General features: G+C 59.7%; 26 protein-coding genes. 11 read left to right on the forward strand and 15 right to left on the reverse strand.

Going from position 1 to position 21,324, the window contains the following annotated elements:
• Window positions 1-27: 27 nt before the first annotated feature.
• A complete protein-coding gene (locus ACR0KL_RS12130; protein ID WP_170678629.1) occupies window positions 28-726 on the reverse strand; it encodes a glutathione S-transferase N-terminal domain-containing protein in 699 nt (232 codons plus the stop codon).
• Window positions 727-937: 211 nt separating this feature from the next.
• On the opposite strand from ACR0KL_RS12130, the gene ACR0KL_RS12135 reads away from it, so the two are divergent.
• Window positions 938-1,750, forward strand: a complete 813-nt coding sequence (locus ACR0KL_RS12135; protein WP_247748119.1) for a mechanosensitive ion channel family protein — start codon at window positions 938-940, stop codon at window positions 1,748-1,750.
• Window positions 1,751-1,946: 196 nt separating this feature from the next.
• Here the strand turns inward: ACR0KL_RS12135 and ald are convergent, their stop codons facing one another.
• A complete protein-coding gene (gene ald, locus ACR0KL_RS12140; protein WP_170678631.1) occupies window positions 1,947-3,065 on the reverse strand; it encodes an alanine dehydrogenase in 1,119 nt (372 codons plus the stop codon).
• Window positions 3,066-3,203: 138 nt separating this feature from the next.
• Here ald and ACR0KL_RS12145 point away from each other — a divergent pair, with 138 nt between their 5' ends.
• Together ACR0KL_RS12145 and ppk2 are read left to right on the forward strand one after the other, a co-directional pair.
• Window positions 3,204-3,662 (forward strand): Lrp/AsnC family transcriptional regulator, encoded by a 459-nt coding sequence (locus ACR0KL_RS12145; RefSeq protein WP_170462590.1) that lies wholly within the window; start codon window positions 3,204-3,206, stop codon window positions 3,660-3,662.
• Between the two features lie 220 nt (window positions 3,663-3,882).
• The gene (gene ppk2 / locus ACR0KL_RS12150; protein ID WP_170379135.1) at window positions 3,883-4,800 is read left to right on the forward strand and encodes a polyphosphate kinase 2; all 918 of its coding nucleotides are present in this window, start codon (window positions 3,883-3,885) and stop codon (window positions 4,798-4,800) included.
• A gap of 51 nt (window positions 4,801-4,851) precedes the next feature.
• On the opposite strand, the gene ACR0KL_RS12155 is transcribed toward ppk2, so the two are convergent.
• A complete protein-coding gene (locus ACR0KL_RS12155) occupies window positions 4,852-6,018 on the reverse strand; it encodes a CAP domain-containing protein (protein ID WP_170678633.1) in 1,167 nt (388 codons plus the stop codon).
• A gap of 291 nt (window positions 6,019-6,309) precedes the next feature.
• Entirely contained in the window at window positions 6,310-6,516 is a 207-nt protein-coding gene (gene rpsU, locus ACR0KL_RS12160; RefSeq protein WP_005614280.1) for a 30S ribosomal protein S21, read from the reverse strand.
• Window positions 6,517-6,627: 111 nt separating this feature from the next.
• Between rpsU and ACR0KL_RS12165 the strand changes: the two genes are divergently transcribed.
• Together ACR0KL_RS12165 and ACR0KL_RS12170 are read left to right on the forward strand one after the other, a co-directional pair.
• Complete coding sequence (locus ACR0KL_RS12165; protein ID WP_170379132.1) at window positions 6,628-7,320, forward strand: COQ9 family protein; 693 nt, start codon at window positions 6,628-6,630, stop codon at window positions 7,318-7,320.
• Between the two features lie 55 nt (window positions 7,321-7,375).
• Complete coding sequence (locus tag ACR0KL_RS12170; RefSeq protein WP_480777076.1) at window positions 7,376-8,374, forward strand: NAD(P)H-quinone oxidoreductase; 999 nt, start codon at window positions 7,376-7,378, stop codon at window positions 8,372-8,374.
• A gap of 11 nt (window positions 8,375-8,385) precedes the next feature.
• Here ACR0KL_RS12170 and ACR0KL_RS12175 read toward each other — a convergent pair whose 3' ends face one another.
• Window positions 8,386-9,243 (reverse strand): DUF2189 domain-containing protein, encoded by an 858-nt coding sequence (locus ACR0KL_RS12175; RefSeq protein WP_480777077.1) that lies wholly within the window; start codon window positions 9,241-9,243, stop codon window positions 8,386-8,388.
• A 193-nt stretch (window positions 9,244-9,436) separates the two neighbouring features.
• On the opposite strand from ACR0KL_RS12175, the gene ACR0KL_RS12180 reads away from it, so the two are divergent.
• Complete coding sequence (locus tag ACR0KL_RS12180; protein ID WP_480777078.1) at window positions 9,437-10,420, forward strand: quinone oxidoreductase family protein; 984 nt, start codon at window positions 9,437-9,439, stop codon at window positions 10,418-10,420.
• A 55-nt stretch (window positions 10,421-10,475) separates the two neighbouring features.
• On the opposite strand, the gene ACR0KL_RS12185 is transcribed toward ACR0KL_RS12180, so the two are convergent.
• From ACR0KL_RS12185 to ACR0KL_RS12230, 10 genes are all read right to left on the reverse strand, one after another.
• Window positions 10,476-11,006: a porin family protein gene (locus ACR0KL_RS12185; protein WP_170666769.1), complete on the reverse strand. Its 531-nt coding sequence runs from the start codon at window positions 11,004-11,006 to the stop codon at window positions 10,476-10,478.
• 267 nt (window positions 11,007-11,273) lie between these two features.
• Window positions 11,274-11,747 (reverse strand): YHS domain-containing (seleno)protein, encoded by a 474-nt coding sequence (locus tag ACR0KL_RS12190; RefSeq protein WP_170553758.1) that lies wholly within the window; start codon window positions 11,745-11,747, stop codon window positions 11,274-11,276.
• 191 nt (window positions 11,748-11,938) lie between these two features.
• A complete protein-coding gene (locus tag ACR0KL_RS12195) occupies window positions 11,939-12,208 on the reverse strand; it encodes a hypothetical protein (RefSeq protein WP_480777079.1) in 270 nt (89 codons plus the stop codon).
• Complete coding sequence (gene plsY, locus ACR0KL_RS12200; RefSeq protein ID WP_480777080.1) at window positions 12,205-12,810, reverse strand: glycerol-3-phosphate 1-O-acyltransferase PlsY; 606 nt, start codon at window positions 12,808-12,810, stop codon at window positions 12,205-12,207. Before plsY ends, ACR0KL_RS12195 begins: the two co-directional genes overlap by 4 nt.
• Window positions 12,810-14,090 carry a dihydroorotase gene (gene pyrC / locus ACR0KL_RS12205; RefSeq protein WP_480777081.1) on the reverse strand — a complete coding sequence of 427 codons (1,281 nt, stop codon included), beginning with the start codon at window positions 14,088-14,090 and terminating at the stop codon, window positions 12,810-12,812. Before pyrC ends, plsY begins: the two co-directional genes overlap by 1 nt.
• The gene (locus tag ACR0KL_RS12210) at window positions 14,087-14,539 is read right to left on the reverse strand and encodes a hypothetical protein (RefSeq protein WP_480777082.1); all 453 of its coding nucleotides are present in this window, start codon (window positions 14,537-14,539) and stop codon (window positions 14,087-14,089) included. Before ACR0KL_RS12210 ends, pyrC begins: the two co-directional genes overlap by 4 nt.
• Complete coding sequence (locus tag ACR0KL_RS12215; RefSeq protein WP_170469158.1) at window positions 14,536-14,922, reverse strand: hypothetical protein; 387 nt, start codon at window positions 14,920-14,922, stop codon at window positions 14,536-14,538. The genes ACR0KL_RS12210 and ACR0KL_RS12215 overlap by 4 nt, the downstream gene beginning before the upstream one ends.
• A complete protein-coding gene (locus tag ACR0KL_RS12220; RefSeq protein ID WP_480777083.1) occupies window positions 14,907-15,425 on the reverse strand; it encodes a hypothetical protein in 519 nt (172 codons plus the stop codon). Before ACR0KL_RS12220 ends, ACR0KL_RS12215 begins: the two co-directional genes overlap by 16 nt.
• Window positions 15,422-16,357 carry an aspartate carbamoyltransferase catalytic subunit gene (locus ACR0KL_RS12225; protein WP_170491099.1) on the reverse strand — a complete coding sequence of 312 codons (936 nt, stop codon included), beginning with the start codon at window positions 16,355-16,357 and terminating at the stop codon, window positions 15,422-15,424. The genes ACR0KL_RS12220 and ACR0KL_RS12225 overlap by 4 nt, the downstream gene beginning before the upstream one ends.
• A 163-nt stretch (window positions 16,358-16,520) precedes the next feature.
• Window positions 16,521-17,153 carry a scavenger receptor class F, member 2 gene (locus ACR0KL_RS12230; protein ID WP_170678653.1) on the reverse strand — a complete coding sequence of 211 codons (633 nt, stop codon included), beginning with the start codon at window positions 17,151-17,153 and terminating at the stop codon, window positions 16,521-16,523.
• Window positions 17,154-17,236: 83 nt separating this feature from the next.
• Between ACR0KL_RS12230 and ACR0KL_RS12235 the strand changes: the two genes are divergently transcribed.
• The 5 genes from ACR0KL_RS12235 to ACR0KL_RS12255 all read left to right on the forward strand — a co-directional run bounded on the left by ACR0KL_RS12235 (window position 17,237) and on the right by ACR0KL_RS12255 (window position 21,322).
• Window positions 17,237-18,001 (forward strand): uracil-DNA glycosylase, encoded by a 765-nt coding sequence (locus tag ACR0KL_RS12235; RefSeq protein WP_170678655.1) that lies wholly within the window; start codon window positions 17,237-17,239, stop codon window positions 17,999-18,001.
• Window positions 18,001-18,600, forward strand: a complete 600-nt coding sequence (locus tag ACR0KL_RS12240; RefSeq protein ID WP_480777084.1) for a metallophosphoesterase family protein — start codon at window positions 18,001-18,003, stop codon at window positions 18,598-18,600. The genes ACR0KL_RS12235 and ACR0KL_RS12240 overlap by 1 nt, the downstream gene beginning before the upstream one ends.
• Window positions 18,597-19,217 (forward strand): LysE family translocator, encoded by a 621-nt coding sequence (locus tag ACR0KL_RS12245; protein ID WP_170639861.1) that lies wholly within the window; start codon window positions 18,597-18,599, stop codon window positions 19,215-19,217. Before ACR0KL_RS12240 ends, ACR0KL_RS12245 begins: the two co-directional genes overlap by 4 nt.
• 6 nt (window positions 19,218-19,223) lie before the next feature.
• Complete coding sequence (gene moaB / locus ACR0KL_RS12250) at window positions 19,224-19,766, forward strand: molybdenum cofactor biosynthesis protein B (protein ID WP_170678659.1); 543 nt, start codon at window positions 19,224-19,226, stop codon at window positions 19,764-19,766.
• 107 nt (window positions 19,767-19,873) lie between these two features.
• Window positions 19,874-21,322 (forward strand): RND family efflux transporter, encoded by a 1,449-nt coding sequence (locus ACR0KL_RS12255; RefSeq protein WP_170678661.1) that lies wholly within the window; start codon window positions 19,874-19,876, stop codon window positions 21,320-21,322.
• Window positions 21,323-21,324: the final 2 nt, after the last annotated feature.

Below are 21,324 nucleotides of genomic sequence, written 5' to 3' on the forward strand. Positions count from 1 at the left end.
CCGGGATGGTCGCAAGCCCTTTTGGTGTCAATCGCGGGCGGGTGTCACCAAGCCTTTTTGCACGGCGGGGCGGTCAAGGAACCGATCTAGATAGGCGGTGAGATTGGCGTGGTCATCCCACCCAACGACCTCTTTAGCGCCATAGAAATCCAGCCCGCGCAGCCAGGGTGCGATGGCCATATCGGCGATCGAGTAGTCTCCGGCGATCCAGTCCTGACCCTCGAGTTCCTGGTTCAGGACGTTGAGCAGGCGTTTGACCTCATTGATATAGCGCTCGCGCGGGCGGGGGTCTTCGATCTCGCTGCCGGCGAATTTGTAGAAAAAGCCCAATTGTCCGAGCATCGGCCCTAGGCCACCCATCTGGAACATCAGCCATTGCGTGACGCGATGCTTGTCGGTGGCGGATTGGCCAATGAACTGCCCGGTTTTTTCGGCCAGATAGAGCAGGATCGCGCCACTCTCGAACACGCCAATGGGGGTGCCATCCGGGCCATTGGGGTCAATGATCGCGGGGATCTTGTTGTTGGGGTTCAGCGACAGAAACTCGGGGCTTTTGACATCGGCATCGGCCAGGGTAACCTTGTGCGCCTCATAAGGCAGGCCGGTTTCTTCCAACATGATCGAGGCCTTGACACCGTTGGGTGTCGGGAAGGAATAAAGTTGTAGGCGATCAGGGTGTTGCGGCGGCCATTTGGCCATGATCGGGAAAGAGGCGGTGTCCAGCATGCGAAAGCTCCTGTTCGGGCGATTCCGTTCGAGTAAGGCACGGAGCCGTGTATTTGTCAGCCCCCCAAGCTGTGCAGTGTAGGTCACCCTTTGTTTGCTGGCGAACAATGGGGAAAACTGACGTAACTCGCACCTAGACCGATTTGCGTTTTTCACTCACAATTCAGCGAGTCCCGCGCGAAAGCCGCGGGATTGATGTTTGAGAAAGGAAATGCGCGTGGATGAAGTTGCAACACAGGTGGGTGCATTTGCGCCTCTGATCATGAGCGCGGTCAAGGCGCTGATCGTACTGATTTTGGGCTGGATCGTTGCTGGAGCAATCGCTGGCATGGTGCGGCGGCGCATCAACGCAACGCCGCAGATCGACCCGACACTAGGGAACTTCATGGCCAGCCTTGTCAAATGGGCGATCCTGGCGATGGTTCTGGTCGCTGTTCTCGGGATTTTCGGGATCCAGGCGACAAGCATCGTGGCCATTCTGGGTGCCGCGTCTCTGGCGATTGGTCTGGCGCTGCAAGGGACACTCAGCGACTTGGCAGCAGGTGTGATGCTTGTGGTGTTCCGGCCGTATAAACTGGGCCAGTTTGTCGACATCGGCGGGACAGCGGGGACGGTGAAAGACCTCAACCTGTTCACGACCGAATTGGTGACGCCGGACAATGTGCAGATCATTGTGCCAAACGGACAATCCTGGGGGTCGATTATCACCAACTACTCGGCACATGACACGCGCCGTGTGGATTTGGTGTTCGGGATCGACTATGGCGACAGTGCGGATGAGGCGATGAAGATCATTCTGGATGTTGCGAACGCGGATGCGCGTATTCACAAAGATCCGGAGCCCTGGGTGCGTGTGACCAACCTCGGCGATAGCTCGGTCGATCTGACCGCACGTCTGTGGTGCGCAGCGGCGGACTATTGGGATGTGAAATTCGAGCTGACCAAAGCTGTGAAAGAAGCCTTCGATGCGAAAGGCGTCTCAATCCCCTACCCACATTCGGTGGAGATCCACAAAGAGGGCTGAACGCTCCCGCCCGTCGCGCGGGCATTGGGAATGCCCTCCTCCCGTTGGGCCAAGCGCCGCACATTCGTGCGGCGCTTTCGTTTTTTGCGCATGAGGTGTCAATCAAGACCAACCGCGCCGCGCCAATAGGCGTGGCGCCATGCCCAACGCTGTAAATCGCCTTTTGGTAAAAAGGCGATTTCAGGGGCGGGAGTTGTTACGACTTGATCACCACGTTGGGGGAGACAACGTCGATGCCAAGGGCTTTGCCCACCGCATAGTAGGTCAGTTGCCCGGCGTGAACGTTCAGACCCGCCAGCAAGTGCGGGTCGTCCTGACACGCCTGTTTCCAGCCTTTGTCCGCCAGTGCCAGCATGAACGGCATCGTCGCGTTGCCCAAAGCGATGGTCGAGGTCCTGGCCACCGCGCCCGGCATGTTGGCCACGCAATAGTGCATCACTCCATCGACTTCGTAGATCGGATCGGCATGAGTCGTTGCGCGCGAGGTTTCAAAGCAGCCGCCCTGGTCGATAGCCACGTCCACCAGCACCGCACCTGGCTTCATCGTCGACAGCTGCTCTCGACTGATCAGCTTCGGAGCGGCAGCGCCAGGGATCAGAACGGCTCCGATCACCATATCGGCGTCCCGGATCAGTTCAGCCGTAGCGCCAGCCGTCGAGTATTGGTTTTTGAATTGCCCGCCGAATACGTCATCCAGATAGCGCAGCCGAGGCAGTGAGCGGTCAAGAACCGTCACATCTGCGCCCATACCTGCTGCGATCTTAGCCGCGTGAGTGCCGACGACACCTCCACCAATCACGACGACCTTGGCCGGACCAACGCCGGGAACGCCACCCATCAGCACGCCTCGGCCACCATTGGCCTTCTGCAGGGTCCACGACCCGACCTGAGGCGCCAGACGGCCCGCAACCTCGGACATGGGCGCGAGCAGAGGAAGACCGCCGCTTGCGTCTGTGACGGTCTCATAGGCGATTGCGGTACAGCCCGAGGCCAGCAGGTCGTGGGTCTGATCCGGGTCCGGAGCGAGGTGCAGGTAGGTGAACAGCAACTGGCCTTCGCGTAGCATCTTGCGCTCACCGGCCTGAGGCTCCTTTACCTTGACGATCATGTCGGCCGTGGCAAAGACCTCTTCTGCTGTGTCCACGATGCCCGCGCCAGCAGCGACATAGGCGGCATCGTCGAATCCAGCGCCAATGCCGGCACCGGATTCAATCAGCACGTCATGTCCGCGCGCAACCGCTTCCTGCGCGGCGTTGGGCGTCATGCCGACGCGAAATTCCTGGGGTTTGATTTCCTTGGGGCAACCGATTTTCATCTGCACCGTCTCCGTTCATAAACTGCCTAAATTATGTGCAATTCAAGGCGCAATTTTTGTGAAACAAGACGGGGCTTTGTGTTTTTTGTCGGAAGATTTTCGCGTAAACTGCTAAAATCTCGCAAAGGATTTGCAGCAATGAGCCTAGACACGACTGATCGGAAGATACTTTCTGCACTGCAGCGCAATGGTCGAATGTCAAATGCCGAGCTGTCGGAGCAGGCGAACCTGTCCCCCTCGGCCTGCCATCGCCGGGTACAAAGGCTTGAGGCTGACGGCTATATCCGCAATTACGTGGCTTTGCTGGATGCGCGCAAGATGAATGTGCCGACGACCGTCTTTGTCGAGATCACATTGCAGGGCCAGGCCGAAGAAGTTCTGGACGCGTTCGAAAAGGCGGTTTCGCGCATCCCGGACGTTCTGGAATGCCATCTGATGGCCGGAACTGCTGACTACATCCTGAAAGTGGTGGCCGAAGATACCGAGGATTTCGCCCGGATCCACCGTCAATACCTGTCACGGCTGCCCAAAGTGGCGCAGATGCAAAGCTCTTTTGCTTTGCGCACGGTGTTCAAGACAACCGCCCTACCGGTTTGAAAGGCGCCTATTTTCTGCGCGTAGAAAGGCAAAGGACTGCCTTGCGTCAATTCTACGGCTTGTATCCCCGGGGCGGGGCGTCCAAAATTGAGACGACGAGACCCTCGCGCTGCGCCTCCCCCTGATCCCGGCAGCGCGATGTCATCAATTGATCTGATGACATCAGGCGGTTACACAAACCTGCCAGGGTGGGAACCCGAAGAATAATAAGGAGTTGACCTTGGCCTACGAAAACGATGGCGCCCCCAAAGACTGGTTGGAGGCTGAGCTGGAAGATACGCTGGATGAGGACTTCGAGATCGAATTCAGCGAGCCGATGCTGTCGATGGAAGTTCGCAAGATCTATCGGGAACAGCATCCGGACATGCTGGACCGAAAGGTCTATTTCCGAAACCTGCTGCGCCTTCAGGCTGAGTTGATCAAGGTGCAGGACTGGGTTCAGCACACCGGTGCCAAGGTCTGTATACTGTTTGAAGGCCGTGACAGTGCGGGCAAGGGGGGCGTGATCAAGCGGATCACCCAGCGCCTCAATCCGCGCGTGGCGCGGGTGGTTGCCCTGCCAGCCCCCAGCCGCCGGGAACAAAGCCAGTGGTATTTCCAGCGCTACGTGCCGCACCTGCCGGCGGCCGGTGAGATCGTTCTGTTCGATCGCTCCTGGTACAACCGTGCAGGCGTGGAACGCGTAATGGGTTTTGCGACCGAGGATCAGGTCGAACAGTTCTTTCAGGACGTTCCGGAATTTGAGCGTATGTTGGTGCGCTCTGGGATCATCTTGCTGAAATACTGGTTCTCGATCACGGATGAAGAACAACAGCTGCGCTTCCTTATGCGTATCCATGACCCGATGAAACAGTGGAAGCTTTCGCCGATGGACCTGGAATCCCGCATCCGGTGGGAATCCTACACCAAGGCGAAAGAGGATATGTTCTTCCGCACCAATATCCCCGAGGCGCCATGGTACATTGTGGAAGGTAATGACAAGAAACGCGAGCGCCTGAATTGTATCGAGCATCTTCTGACCATGATCCCCTATACGGACGTTCCGCATGAGAGGGTCAATCTGCCCGATCGCCGCTACAATCCGGACTACGAACGCCGCGTTCTGCCCGACGAGCTGCACGTGCCCAAGATCTACTGATCGTGTTGTGAGGATGCGAGGCAGCGGACTGCCTCGCATCAAGATAAGCCGTCAGGCGACGTCCATCATGCAATCGAAATTGAAGAAGTTGACGAAGAAGACGTCTCCGGAATCGTCCGATGCCATCTCCGGGCACGACTTGTCATCCGAGGATGGGTCCATATCGTCGACCATCACCAGATCCAAGTCATCCTCGGGTTCTTCCGGAGTCATGACGTCATCATTCCAGGCGAATTGATCCAACTGCGTCTGCAGCTGTTGAATGAACGCCTCAATTTCGGCGAGGAAAGCTGCGACGTCGAAACAACCGCTATCAGGGTCCTCGGTCTCGGTGACATCGGTCTCGGGCTGCTCAGGTTCCGGATCTTCGGTCTCTGTGACGTCAGTTTCGGGCTGCTCGGGTTCCGGGTCTTCAGTCTCAGTAACGTCAGTTTCGGGCTGTTCGGGTTCCGGGTCCTCGGTCTCGGTGACATCGGTTTCGGGCTGTTCCGGTTCCGGGTCTTCGGTCTCTGTGACGTCAGTCTCCGGCTGTTCAGGTTCCGGATCATCCGTCTCTGTGACATCGGTTTCGGGCTGCTCGGGTTCCGGGTCCTCTGTCTCTGTGACATCAGTCTCAGGCTGTTCCGGTTCCGGATCTTCCGTCTCGGTGACATCGGTTACCGGTTGTTCCTGAGTTGCGTCTTCGGTTTCCGTCACATCTGTTTCCGGCTCCTCGGGCACTGGATCTTCAGCCGGGGGCGGCGTCATAGCGGTGTCGTCGCTGTCCAACACGACCTCTGCGTCAGTGGTGGCAAAGTTCTGCGTCACCATGACCGCGTCAAAGCCCTGCATGTCGCCCGTCTCAACCCCGATCCCGATATATTTGAAATCGGGGTTCAGAATGTTGGCCCTGTGGCCGGGGCTGTTCATCAGGTTCTGATGCAGTTGCGCGACATCATCGCTGATGCCTGGGGCGCCGCGCTCGGATTGCCAGGCGATATTCTCGCCCGTGCGCCAGCTGCCTTCCAGATCGAAACCGGCCGACTGCATGCGCTGGGTTGCGCTGGATCCGCCCGATCCGGTGTGGCTGAACCGGTCCGTATTCAGCATCCATGCGCTGTGGTCTTCTGATGACTCGTTAAGCTGTCTTTCAAGTTGCAGGGGGTCCAGACCGCGGGATGTGCGCTCTTGGTTGATGAGCGCCAGCATCTCTCGTTCTACTTCACTTGCTGTAGACATTTTTGCCTCCGTTTTATGTTTTGTCTGAGTGGACGAGCCCAGTTATCGGGGCCACCAAAGACATGAACAGAGAGGCGATGAAAATCGGCGCTTTTCGGCGGGTCGGTGCAGTCGGACGCAGATTCGCTGCGCTGGAAAACGCCGAGAAAGAGGCGAGACTAAGGCTCGGCGAGTTATCGCACTGGTTGTGCAGGGGCGCGGGCAAAAACGCACTTAGAAACGACAAACCCCCGGGCGATGCCTCGGGGGTCGTCAAATAGTGTCATCCAAAGCTGGACGAGCGTCAGGTACTTAGAGCAAACCTTCGCGCTGTGCTTTCTTACGTGCCAGTTTACGGGCACGACGGATCGCTTCAGCCTTCTCGCGCGCTTTTTTCTCGGACGGTTTCTCGAAATGTTGCTTCAGCTTCATTTCACGGAACACGCCTTCGCGCTGCAGCTTTTTCTTCAGGGCACGAAGCGCCTGATCGACGTTATTGTCGCGAACACTAACCTGCATGTGGTTGTCACCACCTTTCTAGATAGAGTTGCAAGGAAATTGCAGGAGTTGGCCGTATAGCAAAGCCGCTCTATCTTGTCTAGTACTGTGCCCAAGCACCGGAGAACCGCCATGACCGTCACTTACGAAGACACCAAACAACAGCTGCTGGACGCGATCCTGATGCATGTTCCGTTCGATGGCTGGTCCGAGGCCAGTTTCCGCGCGGCCGTTGTCGATTGCGATCTGGATGACGGTCTGGCCCGTGCGATCTGCCCGCGCGGCGCGGTCGATCTGGCGCTGGCCTACCACGCGCGGGGCGATCAAGTCATGCTGGACAGAATCAAGTCCACCGACATGAGCGAGCTGAAGTTTCGCGAAAAGGTTGCCGCCGCCGTTCGGTTCCGACTTGAGGCGGTCGAGGACAAGGAGCTGGTGCGCCGGGGCATGACCCTGTTTTCACTGCCCAACCACGCCGCGGACGGGGCCAAGGCCGTTTGGGGCACCTGTGATCTGATCTGGGATGCGCTGGGTGATACGTCGGATGATGTAAATTGGTACACCAAGCGCGCAACCCTTTCGGGGGTCTATTCGTCGACGTTGCTGTTTTGGCTGGGGGATGATTCGCCGGATCACCAGAACAGTTGGGCGTTTCTGGATCGTCGCATCGAAAACGTGATGCAGTTCGAAAAGCTCAAGGCGCAGGTGAACGGCAACCCGCTGCTCAAGCCCTTGCTGGCCGTTCCGAATTGGTTTGCAGCTCAGGTGAAACCTCCGATGAAGATGCGGGCTGATTTGCCGGGGATGTTGAACCCGCGCAAGTAAGCATCTGGGCCTTTGCTTTTTGGCCTGCTAGGCATTGGGCAAAGGAGATTTGCCCATGACCTCGCCCGAAACCCAGACAATGCGTGCCGTCGAAATCACCGAGCCCGGCGGCCCTGATGTCCTGCAACTAACCGAACGACCGATTCCTGAGCCGGCGGCCGGTCAAGTCGTGTTGAAGGTGGCCTATGCCGGTGTCAACCGACCGGACGCGTTGCAGCGCGCGGGGGCCTATGATCCGCCTCCTGGTGCAAGCGATCTGCCGGGGCTTGAAGCCTCGGGCGAAGTGGTTGCCCTTGGCGCGGGTGTTGAGGAGCTCTCGATCGGTGACAAAGTCTGCGCGCTGCTTCCGGGCGGCGGATATGCCGAATATGTCGCCACGCCCGCCGCGCATTGCTTGCCTGTCCCCGATGGCATGGACCTAAAGCAAGCCGCCTGCCTGCCCGAGACCTTTTTCACTGTCTGGTCGAATGTCTTCACACGCGGCGGCCTAAAAGCGGGTGAGCGGTTCCTTGTCCATGGTGGCTCAAGCGGTATTGGGACGACGGCGATCCAACTGGCGAACGCGTTTGGCGCGCGTGTCTTTGCGACGGCGGGCTCGGCTGAGAAATGTGAGGCCTGTTTGAACTTGGGGGCCGAAAAAGCGATTAATTACCGGGATGAGGATTTTGTCGGGGTCATGCGGGCCGAAGGGGGCGCGAACCTGATCCTCGATATGGTTGGCGGTGACTATATCCCGCGCAACGTGAAAGCGCTGGCCGAGGATGGACGTCTGGTTCAGATCGCCTTTTTGCAAGGACCCGTGGCCGAGTTGAACTTTGCCCTGATGATGGTGAAACGCCTAACGCTAACCGGCAGCACGCTGCGTCCGCAAAGCGATCTGGCCAAGGCAAAGATCGCTCAGGACCTGCACGAGGCCGTCTGGCCGCTTCTCTCTGCAGGCAAGGTCGCGCCGGTGATGCACAGCGAATTCCCTCTGGCCGAGGCTGCCGCGGCGCACGCGCTCATGGAAAGCTCGCGGCATATTGGCAAGATCGTTCTGAACGTCTCAGGCTGACGCCTTTTGGGTCACGCCACGGCGCGCCGATAGAGGTGCCATGTTGCGTGACCCAGAACGGGCATTACTATGATCAGCCCCAGCAGCATCGGGATCGCGCCCAGCACCAGCAGGGTCGCGACGATGAAACCCCAGCCCATGACGACGCCGGGATTGTGGCGCAGCACGCGAACGGATGTCACAACGGCCACGGGCAGCCCTACTTTACGGTCCAGCAGAAGCGGGAAGCTGACTACGCTGACCGCCAGCGCAATCAAAGCGAAAAAGAACCCCGCAGCGGTGCCAAAGATGACCATTGTCCACCCCGCGCCGGTGGTCAGAACCTCGGTCGCAAACGCGCCCAGCGAGGCAGGCGGTTCGGGGCCGAGCGTCTGCGCATAGACGCTCTGGGCGACCATCAGCCAGACAAGCAGCAGAAGGACCAAGTAGAACCCGAGCGCCAGAATGGCCCCGAAGGAGGGCGATCGGAACACACCGAACGCGTCCAGCCAATGGACCTCTCCGCCTTGTTCGCGCTTGCGGCTGATTTCATAAAGACCAACGGCTGCGATCGGGCCGATCAGGGCAAAGCCTGCGATCAGTGGGGCCAGCAAGGGCACCAAGTCCATGTTCATCGCAAACCCCACCATCAACAGCCCGGCAATCGGGTAGATCAGCACAATAAAGATCGCATCCGCGCGGGTTTCCAGAAAGTCCGCGTATCCGGCCCTCAGGCAGTATTTCAGGTCGTCGAATGTGAGTGGCTGCACCATGGGCAGGTGGCGCACGTCCGAACTGCCCAGGTGCGAGACGCTTTCCGAGACGTGATCGCTGGTTGCGCCAAGGCTTTGGGCCGCCCAGCTGATCGGGTTACCGATAGTTTTTGCCATTTTGTTCCCTTCCTTGGCGAGTGGTGCGCCGCAGAATGGATCCGGCTGAGGGTTGCTCGTGGCCGGACCAGCCGGCAACGCCTGTATGCAGTATAGCACAGTTTTGGAAATTCCCGAATTGCCGCCGCCGCATCGCCCGGATTGTCTTGCCGCGCAGGCGTGTTAGCTTGAGCTTAGGCAAGAGGAGGTCAGAATGCAGCAAACTGCGCGTACAGTTGTCATTGAGGAATTCGGCGGACCTGAGATCCTACAGATCAAGGACCAACCTTTGGGCGATCCCGGCCCCGGCGAGATTCGCATTCGCCACGAGGCGTGCGGGTTGAACTTCATTGATGTCTATCAACGAACGGGCCTCTATCCCCTTGAATTGCCGCATGCGTTGGGCATGGAGGCTGCAGGCGTGATCGAGGCAGTCGGCGAAGGCGTGACGCATTTGCAGCCGGGCCAACGCGCGGCCTATGCCAGCGCCCCGTCCGGCGCCTATTGCGAGGCGCGGGTGATGCCCGCGGCGCAGGTATGCCCACTGCCGGACATCATCCCTTCGGAAATTGCCGCAGGGATGATGTTGAAAGGTCTTACAGTCGAATATCTGTTCCATCGTACCACCCCCTTGAAACGCGGCGACACGGTTCTGTTTCACGCGGCTGCAGGCGGTGTCGGCCTGATCGCCTGCCAATGGGCGAAATCCGAGGGCATTAAGCTGATCGGAACCGCAGGGACAGATGAAAAATGCAGTCTGGCGCAATTTAACGGTGCGGCCCATTGCATCAACTACCGCACCGAGAACTTCGCCGAACGCGTCGCCGAACTGACCGGTGGCAAAGGTGTCGATGTGGTGATGGATTCCGTCGGGGCCGATACGTTTGACGGCTCATTGGACTGTCTGAAGCCTTTGGGCATGATGATATCCTTCGGCAATGCATCCGGGCCGGTGCCGCCGGTGAATATCGGCATTCTTGGGCAGAAAGGCTCGCTCAAGATCACCCGCCCGACCCTGTTTACACATATTGCCGATCACGCGGTCTGTCAGGCGATGGCGCGGCGGTTGTTTGGCAAGGTTCAGGGCGGAGAGGTCAAGATCCACATCGACCAACGCTTCCCTCTGGATCAGATTGCCGAAGCGCACCGCGCGCTAGAGGCGCGGCAAACCACCGGCAGCACAATTCTGGATTTGTAAACGCAAAGACCCGGCGCAAGACGCCGGGCCTGGTCCAGTTCGAAAACCGGAAAATTCAGAAGCGGTAGGCCGCTCGGATCTGAAGCGTTGTGGCGTCGACATCCACACCGGACGAGTTGAAGTTGTCGAACTCGTGATACAGCAACTCGCCTGCGATGCTGACATTCGGGGCTACAATCTGTTCATAGCCTGCACCAATGAACCAGCCATTGTCGCTGCCCAGATTGTCGGTGCCTGCATCCGCATAGCCGCCAACACCGTAAAGAAGACCCTGAGGGTTCACTTGGTAGCCTGCGCGCACTTTGATGCGCCATACATCCTCGACCGTTGCTGGGCCGAGGTCGACATTGGTCCAGTCGTAGTCAAAGCCGCCGCCTACGACCCAGTCGCCCAGATCATAGTCATATCCGAGGATGATACCACCAATCGCAGCATCGCCATCAATACCAGAAACGTTGGTATCGACGTCGATATAACCCAGCTGCAGACCGCCGTAGAACCCTGTCCAGTTGCCCGAGGATTGGGCCATCGCGGCCCCTGCCGCCAGGGTGGACGCCGCTGTCACAAGTGCCAATCTGCCTATCATGTCTTGATCCTTTCATTCCAAATAACCGCGCGCCAATTTGTCGGTCTGGCTACGCATATACATACTCAAATACGGCCCTGCCTCAGGACCGGATCATCGTTTGTGGCATATTCCGTACTAGGTCTTGGATCGTTCAGGCCGTCTGGCCCGATGTCCGCCCGTTAGATCCGGGTCTGTCTCAATAAGATAGTTAGTGTTTTCAAAGCTTCAAATAAAATGCGGCGGCAGATCACTCTGCCGCCGACGCGTGCTGTCAATTTCAGCGGATTATTGCTGCAGTTCAGCCGGGCTTTTGTCTGCGATGGTTTCCCAGTTGGTGCTGGCTTGCTCGATGAAGCCCGGGATGTCGCCTTCCCAACGTTCTTGGATGTCTTGCGACAGGTTCAGGTACAGTTTGTTGTCGACGATTTTCCAGTGGTTCGGGTCGCCATCGAATTTGAAGCCCATGGCCGCGCCGAAGGCGCAATAGCCGCCATATGCGGGCAGGTAGGCCTCGGGGTTGGCTTCAAATGCCACTTTGTTTTCTTCCGACGAGAAGCGGTACAGAGCGTCGTTGTGCAGGGTGGTGATGCGGTAGTCGCCTTTGGTTGCTTCGCCAGCGGTGAAATAGGCAACCGGGTCATAGCCTTGCATCGCCAGACCAGTCGAGCTTGCGTTGAGTTCAACACCAGCGGCCAAAGTCGAAGTGGCCAGAGCAACAGACAGGGCAACGCCGCCGATCAGAGATTTAAACGTGTTCATAGCTTCACCTTTCGTGAAAGGGCCGCGCGACCTCGCCTGAATTGCGATTTGCGGACCCGGGGATTTTATCTTGTGAGACCGGTAATTGGCCGCCACGGAATGCAGATGGGAGGCGGCTTGATCACGTTCAAAACAATGAATTGTGATTGTGCCACGACACAGAGGTGCTGTGCAAAAATGCGGAATATCAATCAGATATCCGGGGTCAGCGCCAATACGAAATCCACCACTTTGGGGGCGGGCATTTCACAGGGGCGCAGTAGCGCGCCGCTGTTTCGCGTCTGGTAGAGGTTCAGGCTGATATAGTCTGTCCCGCCCAGCTCATGCGCGACAAGCTTGTGGGATTTGCCCCCGGCCAGAACCTGCCGCGAGACCACATAACGCTTGGCGTCTGCTCGGCCAGTGAACGTACCGGTGGGCAGGGCGAAAAATGCCGTCAGAAAGTCTTCTGGCGGGGTCACGATTTCCCGATTTTCGGCTCGGTCCGGGATTTGATGCGGGCGACGTTGTCCTTGTGACGCCAGTAGATCAGGAAGGTCAGGGCAATTCCGAGGATGAATGTCGTGCCGTCTGTCAGAGTGATGATCCAGGTGGTCGACAACGCCGCTGCGGCCAGCGCTCCGGCCGAGGACATGCGCCAGATCGCGACGGAGACTAGCCAGGTCAGACAGCAAGCAACGCCGACGCGCCAGTCCAGCGCCAGCCAAAGGCCGATGAAGGTTGCAACGCCCTTACCGCCTTTGAAGGCCAGCCAAACAGGCAGGCAGTGGCCGAGAAAGGCCATCAGGGCGGCAATCTGCGCCGCGTCCTCTCCCGCGTAGGCGCGTGCCAAAAGGACCGCCAGCGCCCCTTTGCCGCCATCCAACAGCAGCGTCAGCGCGGCGGCCGGTTTGCTGCCGGTGCGCAGAACATTTGTTGCGCCAATATTGCCCGATCCAATCTGCCGCAGATTGCCCAGCCCCATGACGCGCGCGATGATCAGGCCGAAAGGGATTGATCCGATCAGGTATCCCAAGGCCGCCCACAGGGCGAGTACGGTCATTGAGTTGTCGATTTCGGGCATCAGGTTCTCCGGTACACGTCTTTGCCGGCCACATAGGTTGCAAGGACCTTACCCTGCATGCGCTGACCGTCAAACGGTGTGTTCTGCGATTTCGATTTCAGGGCAAACCTGTCCAGCACAAACGGCACATCCGGGTCGAAAAGAACCAGATCGGCAGGCGCACCCTGCGCCAGACGCCCGCTTTCCAGCCCCAACCGTTTCGCGGGATTCAGCGCCATGGCCCTGAACAGAGTAGGCAGGTCCAGTTGCCCTGCATGAAACAGCCGCAGGGCCGCGGGCAGGAAGGTCTCCAACGCAACCGCGCCCGAGGCAGCCTCTTCAAACGGCAGGCGTTTGCTTTCTTCGTCCTGCGGCGTGTGCATCGAACTGATGATGTCGATCAGGCCGGTGCGCACCGCTTCGATCACCGCTTGCCGGTCATCCTCGGACCGTAGGGGCGGCTTGACCTTGAAGAAGGTGCGATAGTCGGCCACGTCCAGCTCATTCAGCGTCAGATGATGGATTGAGGTTCCGACGGTGATGTCCAGCCCGTTGCGCTTGGCACGTTCCAGTGCGGGCAGGGCGCGGGCGGTCGTTATCTGGTCGGCGTGATAGGCGGCCCCGGTCATCTCGAGCAACGCGATGTCGCGGTCCAGCCCCATCCGTTCCGCCATGGGCGAGACGGCGGGCAACCCGCGCAAGGCGGCAAACTTGCCGCTGGTGGCGGCGGCCCCTTTGCTCAGCCCCGGTTCCTGAGGGTGCGCGATGACCAACGCGCCGCAGGATTTAGCATAGGTGAGCGCGCGGGAGAAAACCTTGGTGTTGGTGATGACATGATCGCAATCGGTGAAGGCAACGGCCCCTGCATCCTGCAGAAAGCCGATCTCGGTCATCTCACGCCCTTCGCGCCCCTTGGTAAGGGCGGCCATCGGCAGGACGTTGACAGGCGCATCCGCTTGCGCCCGCCGAGTGGCAAATTCCAGCGTTTCCGGCGTGTCAACCGCAGGCAAAGTGTCCGGACGAGTGACGATGGTGGTCACACCGCCCGCAGCGGCGGCCAGACCGGCGGATTTGTAGCTTTCCTTGTGCCGCTCACCGGGTTCGCACACCTTGACGCCGATATCTACGATGCCGGGGGCCAGGCATTTACCGTTGCAGTCGAAGACATCTCCCTTGATGGCCGGGGCGCCCCCATCGCCCAGCGCCACAATGCGCCCGTTTTCGGCGTGTAGCCAGCCCAGACTGTCCGTGCCGGTTTCCGGATTGATCAGGCGGGCATTGGTGAAAACGACAGAAGTCATGCTGAGGCCTCTCGGGCTTGGTTCAATGCCGCCAAAGCGGCATCAGGGTCGGACAGGTATTCGAATACAAGAAACAGGCGGCGCGAAAACACCACGTTCTGACCGCTGCGATGGTAGTTCAACGTGTGGTCGATAGGGACGTGTTTGGGTTTGAAGATCTTGCTGATCCACCATGCGTTCCGGGTGGTCACCACGTAGATACGACAGGTGCGCAGCAGTCGGTCGTACCACATGAGGAACGCAACGAACCCCGTGGACCCGATCAGTTTCCAATAGTCCCGCAGGGTGTCGGCGAACCACGGGTTCGCCAGCCAAGCCAGACCGAGGCTCAGGATCAGAAGCCGGTAAGCCCATCCCACATGGGGCGGAAAATACCCCTGATGCGGTTGCCCGGTCCAGAGGACTTCTTCGCCCTTAGGGATATGGGGTCGCCACCACCCGTCGCTCATCCCGCGGCCCTTTCGATGGCGGCCTTGGTGGCGGCAGGGTTCGCCTGGTATTTGATGAGGTGCTTGTCGCCGCCCCGTGTCACAACCTGAACAAAGCTGCCCATTGTATTGACGGCTTCGATCTGGTTCAGCGCGACAACCCGAGGGCCAGGGCCGGTGAGGGTGGTGTCAGACAATTCCCACGTATTGTTCAGCTCTTCCGAGGCCAGATACCAGGCGCGAAAACCGATAGCCGCCAACCCGGCGGGCGCGCCGGTCCAGACATAGGGGTTGCCGATCAGCCACAGCACCAGCATCGCGCCCGCCATCGCAATGGCGGCGAGGGTCAGGTTGGTCTGGACATAGGCGCGTTTGTCCGGGGTGAAGGTCACAGGATCAGCCATAGGGCACCTCCGATAACAAGCAGAGCGATCACCGCCATCAGGGCCGATCCAACACGGCGGGGGGCATCATTGTCCATGGGCGGTTGCGGGGCCGAGAACGGCTTGGCACTTTCGGTTTCAATTGCACCGCCGGTCCAGTTCGTCGACTCTTCGGTGAACAGTCCCAGCAAATGCAGACGAGGATCAGGGTTCAGCTGCGCCGCGCGTCCACCAAAGGCCGCGCTGCGGACGACCATGACCCAGCCTTCGATGGCGTCAAGCATGCTGCGATCCAATTGATCCTCGAACACACCGCCGCCCTCGTGCAAATAGCCAAAAAGCCCAAGGTCTTCGAGGTCGGAGACCGGGAAAATGTCAATTTGATCGGCGTCCAAACCATCGACACCCAGAACCTGATCGGCCGCGCCGGGTTCGCGTAGGAACTTGGCCTCTTCCGGGCGCATGTCCAGCGCGAACAGGCGGATCACGCCGTGTTCATGGGGGGCGACGGTCAGATCGCTCATGCGACCTCACGCAGGTTGCGGGCCAGAAGCTCCATCGCGGCCATGCGGACGGCGACGCCCATTTCGACCTGTTCCTGAATGACGGATCGGTTGATGTCGTCGGCCAGCGTGCCGTCGATCTCAACCCCGCGGTTCATCGGTCCAGGGTGCATAACAATGGCATCGGGTTTGGCCTGCGCCAGTTTGGCGGCATCCAAACCGTAGCGGTGATAATACTCGCGCTCTGAGGGGATGAAGCCGCCATCCATCCGCTCTTTCTGAAGGCGCAGCATCATGACCACGTCGACGTCTTTTAGGCCCTCGTTCATGTCGTCATAGATCTCGGCGCCGAACTCGGCGAATTGCGAGGGGACCAGCGTCGGCGGGCCGATCAGGCGGATGCGGTTCTCCATCTTGCCAAGCAGGATCAGGTTCGATCGCGCCACGCGGGAATGTGCGACGTCGCCGCAGATCGCGATATTCAGGCGATGCAACCGGCCCTTGGCCCGGCGGATCGTCAGAGCGTCCAGCAAGGCCTGTGTCGGGTGTTCGTGCCGCCCGTCGCCCGCGTTCAGAACCGCGCAATTCACCTTCTGTGCCAGTAGGTCCACGGCGCCTGAATGAGGATGCCGCACCACCAGCAGGTCGGGATGCATCGCATTCAGTGTCATGGCGGTGTCGATCAGCGTCTCGCCCTTTTTGATCGAGCTGGCCTGCATCGCCATGTTCATCACATCCGCGCCCAATCGCTTGCCTGCTAGCTCGAAACTGGCCTGCGTGCGGGTCGAGTTTTCGAAGAACATGTTGATCTGAGTTAGCCCCGACAGAACGTCCGAATGCTTGGTCGACTGGCGGTTCAGGTCGACGTATTTTTCGGCCAAATCCAGAATGGCGGTGATATCGGATTGCGACAGATGCTCGATGCCAAGAAGGTGACGATGGGCAAAACGCATGGCGGGCTCCTGTCTGACAATCGGACCGCTTATAGAAAGCCACGCGGGCAGAGGCAACCTAAAGCGTTTCGGGTTTTATCTGAATCACTCTACGACACGAATGTGCCCCCGAACGCCGCAGGCGTGGCAGGGTATTCGTGTCTTAAGTTAAACCCGAAACGCTCTATGGTTCCGACCCTTCGGGCAGATTCTCGCACCCGCCTTCGGGCAGGCATTGCTCGCCGGGTTTGCACCACTTTCCATAACCACAGTCGATGGCCTTGATCGGAACGCATCCCTGATGGTCCGAGCATTTGAAACCGGGGCGGCATTGCGATCCGGTTTCCTCGCACAAGAACCATCCGGGACGCGTGCATCCGCCTCCCGGCAGGCACGACGACCCGCGCGCGCAGGTCAGGCCATCATCGCATATTTGCGGCGGGTCAAGGGCCTCAGGCAAACTGGGGTTCAAGTCGGGTATGGTTTTTTCACATTGCCCGCGCGCACTGCAAAAGCTGCCTGAGGGACAATCAAGACTTGAGGTGCAAGCGTTTGCCGCGGCAGGCGCGCAGCGTGTGCCACCCGCGACGCAGCGCTCGAACGCGCCACAGCTGCGACCGCCGCCGCAATAGGTTCCGCCCAAGGGAATGCAGTGACCATCAAAGCTGCACCTCTGCCCGCCCGAGCAGCAGCGGCTGCCGCAGGCAAACTGACCCGCCCGGCATTGATCCGCCCCGCCAAGCAACTGGGCCGAGGCGGGTTCGCCGCCGAGGGCAAGCGCCAAAGCTACCAGAAGGAATCGCAGAAAAGACAGCATGACGCCCGCATGGTCGGTCTGTCCCGGTGCCGAGGCAAGGTCTATTCGCTTTCCCTCAGGCAAAAGCTGGTTAGATTGAGGGCATGGAATCGGGCTTGGACTATCACACTGCAAAGGCGCTGCTGGAATGGCAGATCGAACTGGGCGCGACCGAGGCGATCGGGGACGCGCCGATTGATCGCTATGCCTTGCCGGATACGACGCCCAAGGCGAAGAAGCCTGCAACCCCGCAAACCGCGCCGGAAAAGCCCAAACAGGTTGATCCAGTTGCGAATGCCAAAGCGGCCGCTCAAGGTACCGCGTCCCTCGACCAGCTGCGCGCGGTGATGGAGGCGTTCGATCATTGTGAGCTGAAGCGCGGCGCGCGACAGTTGGTCTTTGCCGATGGCACTCCGGGTGCGCGGGTGATGATCATTGGCGAGGCTCCGGGCCGGGATGAGGATCGCGAAGGTAAACCCTTTGTTGGTCGGGCCGGGCAGCTGTTGGACCGTATGCTAGCGGCGATTGATCTGGACCGCGCGCAGGATGTCTACATCACCAATGTGCTGCCCTGGCGCCCACCGCAGAACCGCGACCCAAAACCCGAAGAGATCGGCATGATGAAGCCGTTCTTGGAACGTCACGTGGCGCTTGCCAAACCCGAAGTGCTGGTGGTGATGGGCAATATCAGCTGTCAGGCGGTTTTGGGCAAACGCGGCATCACACGCTTGCGCGGGAGTTGGGATCAGGCGCTGGACCTGCCTGTCATCCCGATGTTCCACCCCGCGTACCTGCTGCGACAGCCGCAGATGAAACGACAGGCTTGGGCTGATTTGCTCGAGCTGAAAGCGCGACTAGGGGCTGGATGATGCGTATCCTGGCGTTCTCGGACCTTCACATGGCACGTAACCGGGCGGCTGATTTGGTGGCGGCCAGCGCCGATGCGGATTTGGTAATCGGGGCCGGGGACTATTGCAACATGCGGCAGGGGCTGGATGAAGCGATGCAGATGCTTTCTGGCATAGCGGCACCGCTGGTTCTAATCCCGGGCAATGCCGAAAGCGCGGCCGAGTTAATGGATGTCGCCCCCGATGGCGTCCATGTGCTGCATGGCACGGGCATGGCCGTCGACGGGTTGCGCTTGTTTGGCTTGGGCTACGGCGTGCCGGTCACGCCGTTTGGCGACTGGTCCTGTGACCTGAGCGAGGCCGAAGCCGCAGAGATGCTGGACCGTTGCGATGGGACGGATGTGCTGGTTGTTCACTCTCCGCCCAAAGGGTTTGGCGATACTACGTCGCAAGGGATGTCCGTCGGATCGGTCGCCGTGCGCGATGCGGTGGAACGCCTGCAACCGGAACTGGTCTTTTGTGGGCATATCCACGATAGCTGGGGCTATCGCGGGTCATTGGGTCGTTCAGAAATCGCCAATCTTGGCCCCAGAACAAATTGGTTTGAGGTTGCGATATGATCGAAACCGTTACTCTGCTGGCCTTTGTCCCTGCCGCGATGTTGCTGAATCTCACACCCGGCGCGGATATGATGTTCTGCTTCGGGCAGGGCCTGAAATCCGGACCCCGTCCGGCGCTGGTGGCAAGCGCCGGGATATCGCTGGGTTTGATGGTGCATGTCCTGCTGGCAGGGCTGGGCCTTGGAGCCTTGGTCAATTCGATGCCATGGCTGTTTGATGTCATCCGCTGGATGGGTGTTGCTTATCTGCTGTATCTGGCCTGGGGCGCAATCCGCAACGGAGCGGTCTCGACCGCAGGGCCAGCAAGGCCGACGCGCATGGCGTTTCGGGATGGGATGGTGGTGAACCTGACCAACCCCAAGATCGTTCTGTTCGTTCTGGCCTTTATCCCTCAATTTGTTGATCCTGCGGCAGGGCCAATCCTAGGGCAGTTTCTGATCTTTGGCGTGATCATCGCGCTGGGCGGGTTTGTCGTAAACGGGTTGGTGGGCGTGTTCGCCGGAGGTGCTGGACGTTTGCTGATCGGAAACCCGCGCGCCTCACGCATTATGGGGTGGGTGACGGGCGGGATTTTCACCGCGCTCGCGCTGCGGCTTGCAATCATGGAAAGGGCCTGACGCCTGATGTCACGTATCGACGAAACGATCGACTTTATCCCCATCCGCATCGCGGTTCTGACCGTCTCGGATACGCGCTCGGTTGATGAGGATCGTTCGGGCCAGACATTGGTGGACCGCATCGAAAAGGCGGGGCACGTGGTGGCGGATCGCAAGATCATCCGGGACGAGCGCGCCCAGATCGCCGATCAACTGCGCGCCTGGGTTGCGGATACCGGAATCGACGTGGTGATCTCGACGGGTGGCACCGGGCTGACCGGGCGGGACGTTACGGTCGAGGCGCATCGCGACGTCTATGAAAAAGAGATCGACGCTTTCGGGACTGTATTCACCATCATCTCAATGGAGAAAATCGGAACTTCGGCGGTTCAGTCGCGCGCTACGGGTGGCGTGGCGGGCGGCACCTACCTGTTTGCGCTTCCGGGCAGCCCCGGTGCCTGCAAGGACGCTTGGGACGGTATCCTCGAGAAACAGCTCGATTATCGCCACCGCCCCTGCAATTTCGTGGAAATAATGCCCAGATTGGACGAACATCTGCGACGGAAGTAGACTGGTCGCACGTTCAACACCTTATAACCGCTTTGTGGCTTGGCATATTTCCTGCCTCCGCTACATTTTCCGCAGGGCAGCCCATTTGCAACCGGGATGAATAGAAGATGCGATTCTTAAGGCAGAGTCTGGTCGGTGTGTTTCTTGCGTCGCTGACGCTGGCCTTGCTGTTTGTTGCCGTTCAGATCGTCACTGGTGCCGTGCAAGAGGTCCTGACCCGCGAGAATGAACAACCCCAAGCGCGCGAGCGGGTCTTTGCGGTGACTGTTCGCCCGGCTGTTTTTGAGACCGTCACGCCCAATCTCGAAGCCTTCGGCGAAGTGCAAAGCCGCCGGCGTCTGGAGTTACGCGCAGCGCTGGGTGGTCGCGTAATCTCATTGGCGGATGATTTCGAAGATGGCGGCACCGTTACCACAGGTGAGGTCTTGGTTGAACTTGACCCGGCGGATGCGCAATCGGCGCTGGATCGTGCCAAGTCGGACGTTCTGGATGCCCAGTTCGAAGAACGCGACGCCGAACGGTCTTTGCTGTTGGCGCAGGATGAATTGAAATCGGCCGAGGCGCAGGCCGAGCTACGTGAGAGGGCACTGCAGCGTCAGCGCGATCTCGAATCTCGTGGCGTGGGAGCAACCGCCAGCGTCGAAGAGGCCGAATTGACCGCCGCCGCCGCTCAGCAATCCGTACTGGCACGTCGCATAGCGCTGGCGCAGGCGGAATCGCGGGTGGATCAGGCCACGACCCTGCTGGCCCGCGCGCGGATCGCGCAGGAAGCGGCCGAGCGGGATCTGGAGGACATGACCATCCGCGCCCGGTTCGGAGGCACACTGACAGATGTCACGCTGGTCGAAGGGCGCCTGGTTTCAGCAAATGAGAAGCTAGCCGAATTGGTGGATCCCAACGCGTTGGAGGTGGCCTTCCGCGTTTCAACCGCGCAATTCGTGCGTTTGTTGGACGAAGACGGAGAGTTGATCAGCGCACCAGTCACCATTTCGCTTGAGGTCACGGGAACCGACCTGACCGCTACGGGCCGGATCAGCCGCGACAGCGGCTCGGCGGGTGAGGGGCAGACCGGGCGGTTGATCTATGCGCGGCTCGAGGATGCCTCCGGGTTCAAACCCGGCGATTTCGTGACCGTGACGGTGCAGGAGCAGCCCCTTGAGCAGGTCGTGCGCCTGCCTTCCTCGGTTCTGGATGCCGCCGGAACCGTTCTGGTGCTGGGTGCGGATGATCGCCTAGAAGCCCTGCCTGTACAACTGATCCGCCGTCAGGGCGATGAGGTTCTGCTGCGCGGCGAAGGGCTGGAAGGGCGCGAGGTCGTCGTAGGCCGCACCCCTCTGCTGGGGTCCGGGGTTCGCGTGCGCCCCCTGCGCGCCGAGGCCAGTGCCGATCCCGATCTGGTGGAATTGACCGATGCGAAACGGGCCGAACTGATCACCCATGTCGAGGCCAGCGAGGATATGCCCGAGGCCGAGAAAACACGCATGCTCGGTCAGTTGGAAGAGGCGAAAGTTCCGGCCTCGCTGGTGCGCCGTATTGAAAACCGGGCCGGGGGCTAAAC

It is taken from the genome of Ruegeria sp. C8, assembly GCF_056537565.1.

Coding starts and splice junctions, on each gene's coding strand:
- moaB (WP_170678659.1), top strand. CDS start 19,224: ATGTCACGTATCGACGAAACGATCGACTTTATCCCCATCCGCATCGCG.
- ACR0KL_RS12220 (WP_480777083.1), bottom strand. CDS start 15,425: ATGAGCGATCTGACCGTCGCCCCCCATGAACACGGCGTGATCCGCCTG.
- ACR0KL_RS12185 (WP_170666769.1), bottom strand. CDS start 11,006: ATGATAGGCAGATTGGCACTTGTGACAGCGGCGTCCACCCTGGCGGCA.
- ACR0KL_RS12145 (WP_170462590.1), top strand. CDS start 3,204: ATGAGCCTAGACACGACTGATCGGAAGATACTTTCTGCACTGCAGCGC.
- ACR0KL_RS12230 (WP_170678653.1), bottom strand. CDS start 17,153: ATGCTGTCTTTTCTGCGATTCCTTCTGGTAGCTTTGGCGCTTGCCCTC.
- ACR0KL_RS12155 (WP_170678633.1), bottom strand. CDS start 6,018: ATGTCTACAGCAAGTGAAGTAGAACGAGAGATGCTGGCGCTCATCAAC.
- ACR0KL_RS12190 (WP_170553758.1), bottom strand. CDS start 11,747: ATGAACACGTTTAAATCTCTGATCGGCGGCGTTGCCCTGTCTGTTGCT.
- ACR0KL_RS12210 (WP_480777082.1), bottom strand. CDS start 14,539: ATGAGCGACGGGTGGTGGCGACCCCATATCCCTAAGGGCGAAGAAGTC.
- ACR0KL_RS12215 (WP_170469158.1), bottom strand. CDS start 14,922: ATGGCTGATCCTGTGACCTTCACCCCGGACAAACGCGCCTATGTCCAG.
- rpsU (WP_005614280.1), bottom strand. CDS start 6,516: ATGCAGGTTAGTGTTCGCGACAATAACGTCGATCAGGCGCTTCGTGCC.
- ACR0KL_RS12175 (WP_480777077.1), bottom strand. CDS start 9,243: ATGGCAAAAACTATCGGTAACCCGATCAGCTGGGCGGCCCAAAGCCTT.
- ACR0KL_RS12135 (WP_247748119.1), top strand. CDS start 938: ATGCGCGTGGATGAAGTTGCAACACAGGTGGGTGCATTTGCGCCTCTG.
- ACR0KL_RS12225 (WP_170491099.1), bottom strand. CDS start 16,357: ATGCGTTTTGCCCATCGTCACCTTCTTGGCATCGAGCATCTGTCGCAA.
- ACR0KL_RS12170 (WP_480777076.1), top strand. CDS start 7,376: ATGACCTCGCCCGAAACCCAGACAATGCGTGCCGTCGAAATCACCGAG.
- ACR0KL_RS12235 (WP_170678655.1), top strand. CDS start 17,237: ATGGAATCGGGCTTGGACTATCACACTGCAAAGGCGCTGCTGGAATGG.
- ACR0KL_RS12165 (WP_170379132.1), top strand. CDS start 6,628: ATGACCGTCACTTACGAAGACACCAAACAACAGCTGCTGGACGCGATC.
- ald (WP_170678631.1), bottom strand. CDS start 3,065: ATGAAAATCGGTTGCCCCAAGGAAATCAAACCCCAGGAATTTCGCGTC.
- ACR0KL_RS12180 (WP_480777078.1), top strand. CDS start 9,437: ATGCAGCAAACTGCGCGTACAGTTGTCATTGAGGAATTCGGCGGACCT.
- ACR0KL_RS12240 (WP_480777084.1), top strand. CDS start 18,001: ATGCGTATCCTGGCGTTCTCGGACCTTCACATGGCACGTAACCGGGCG.
- ACR0KL_RS12245 (WP_170639861.1), top strand. CDS start 18,597: ATGATCGAAACCGTTACTCTGCTGGCCTTTGTCCCTGCCGCGATGTTG.
- ACR0KL_RS12130 (WP_170678629.1), bottom strand. CDS start 726: ATGCTGGACACCGCCTCTTTCCCGATCATGGCCAAATGGCCGCCGCAA.
- plsY (WP_480777080.1), bottom strand. CDS start 12,810: ATGCCCGAAATCGACAACTCAATGACCGTACTCGCCCTGTGGGCGGCC.
- pyrC (WP_480777081.1), bottom strand. CDS start 14,090: ATGACTTCTGTCGTTTTCACCAATGCCCGCCTGATCAATCCGGAAACC.
- ACR0KL_RS12255 (WP_170678661.1), top strand. CDS start 19,874: ATGCGATTCTTAAGGCAGAGTCTGGTCGGTGTGTTTCTTGCGTCGCTG.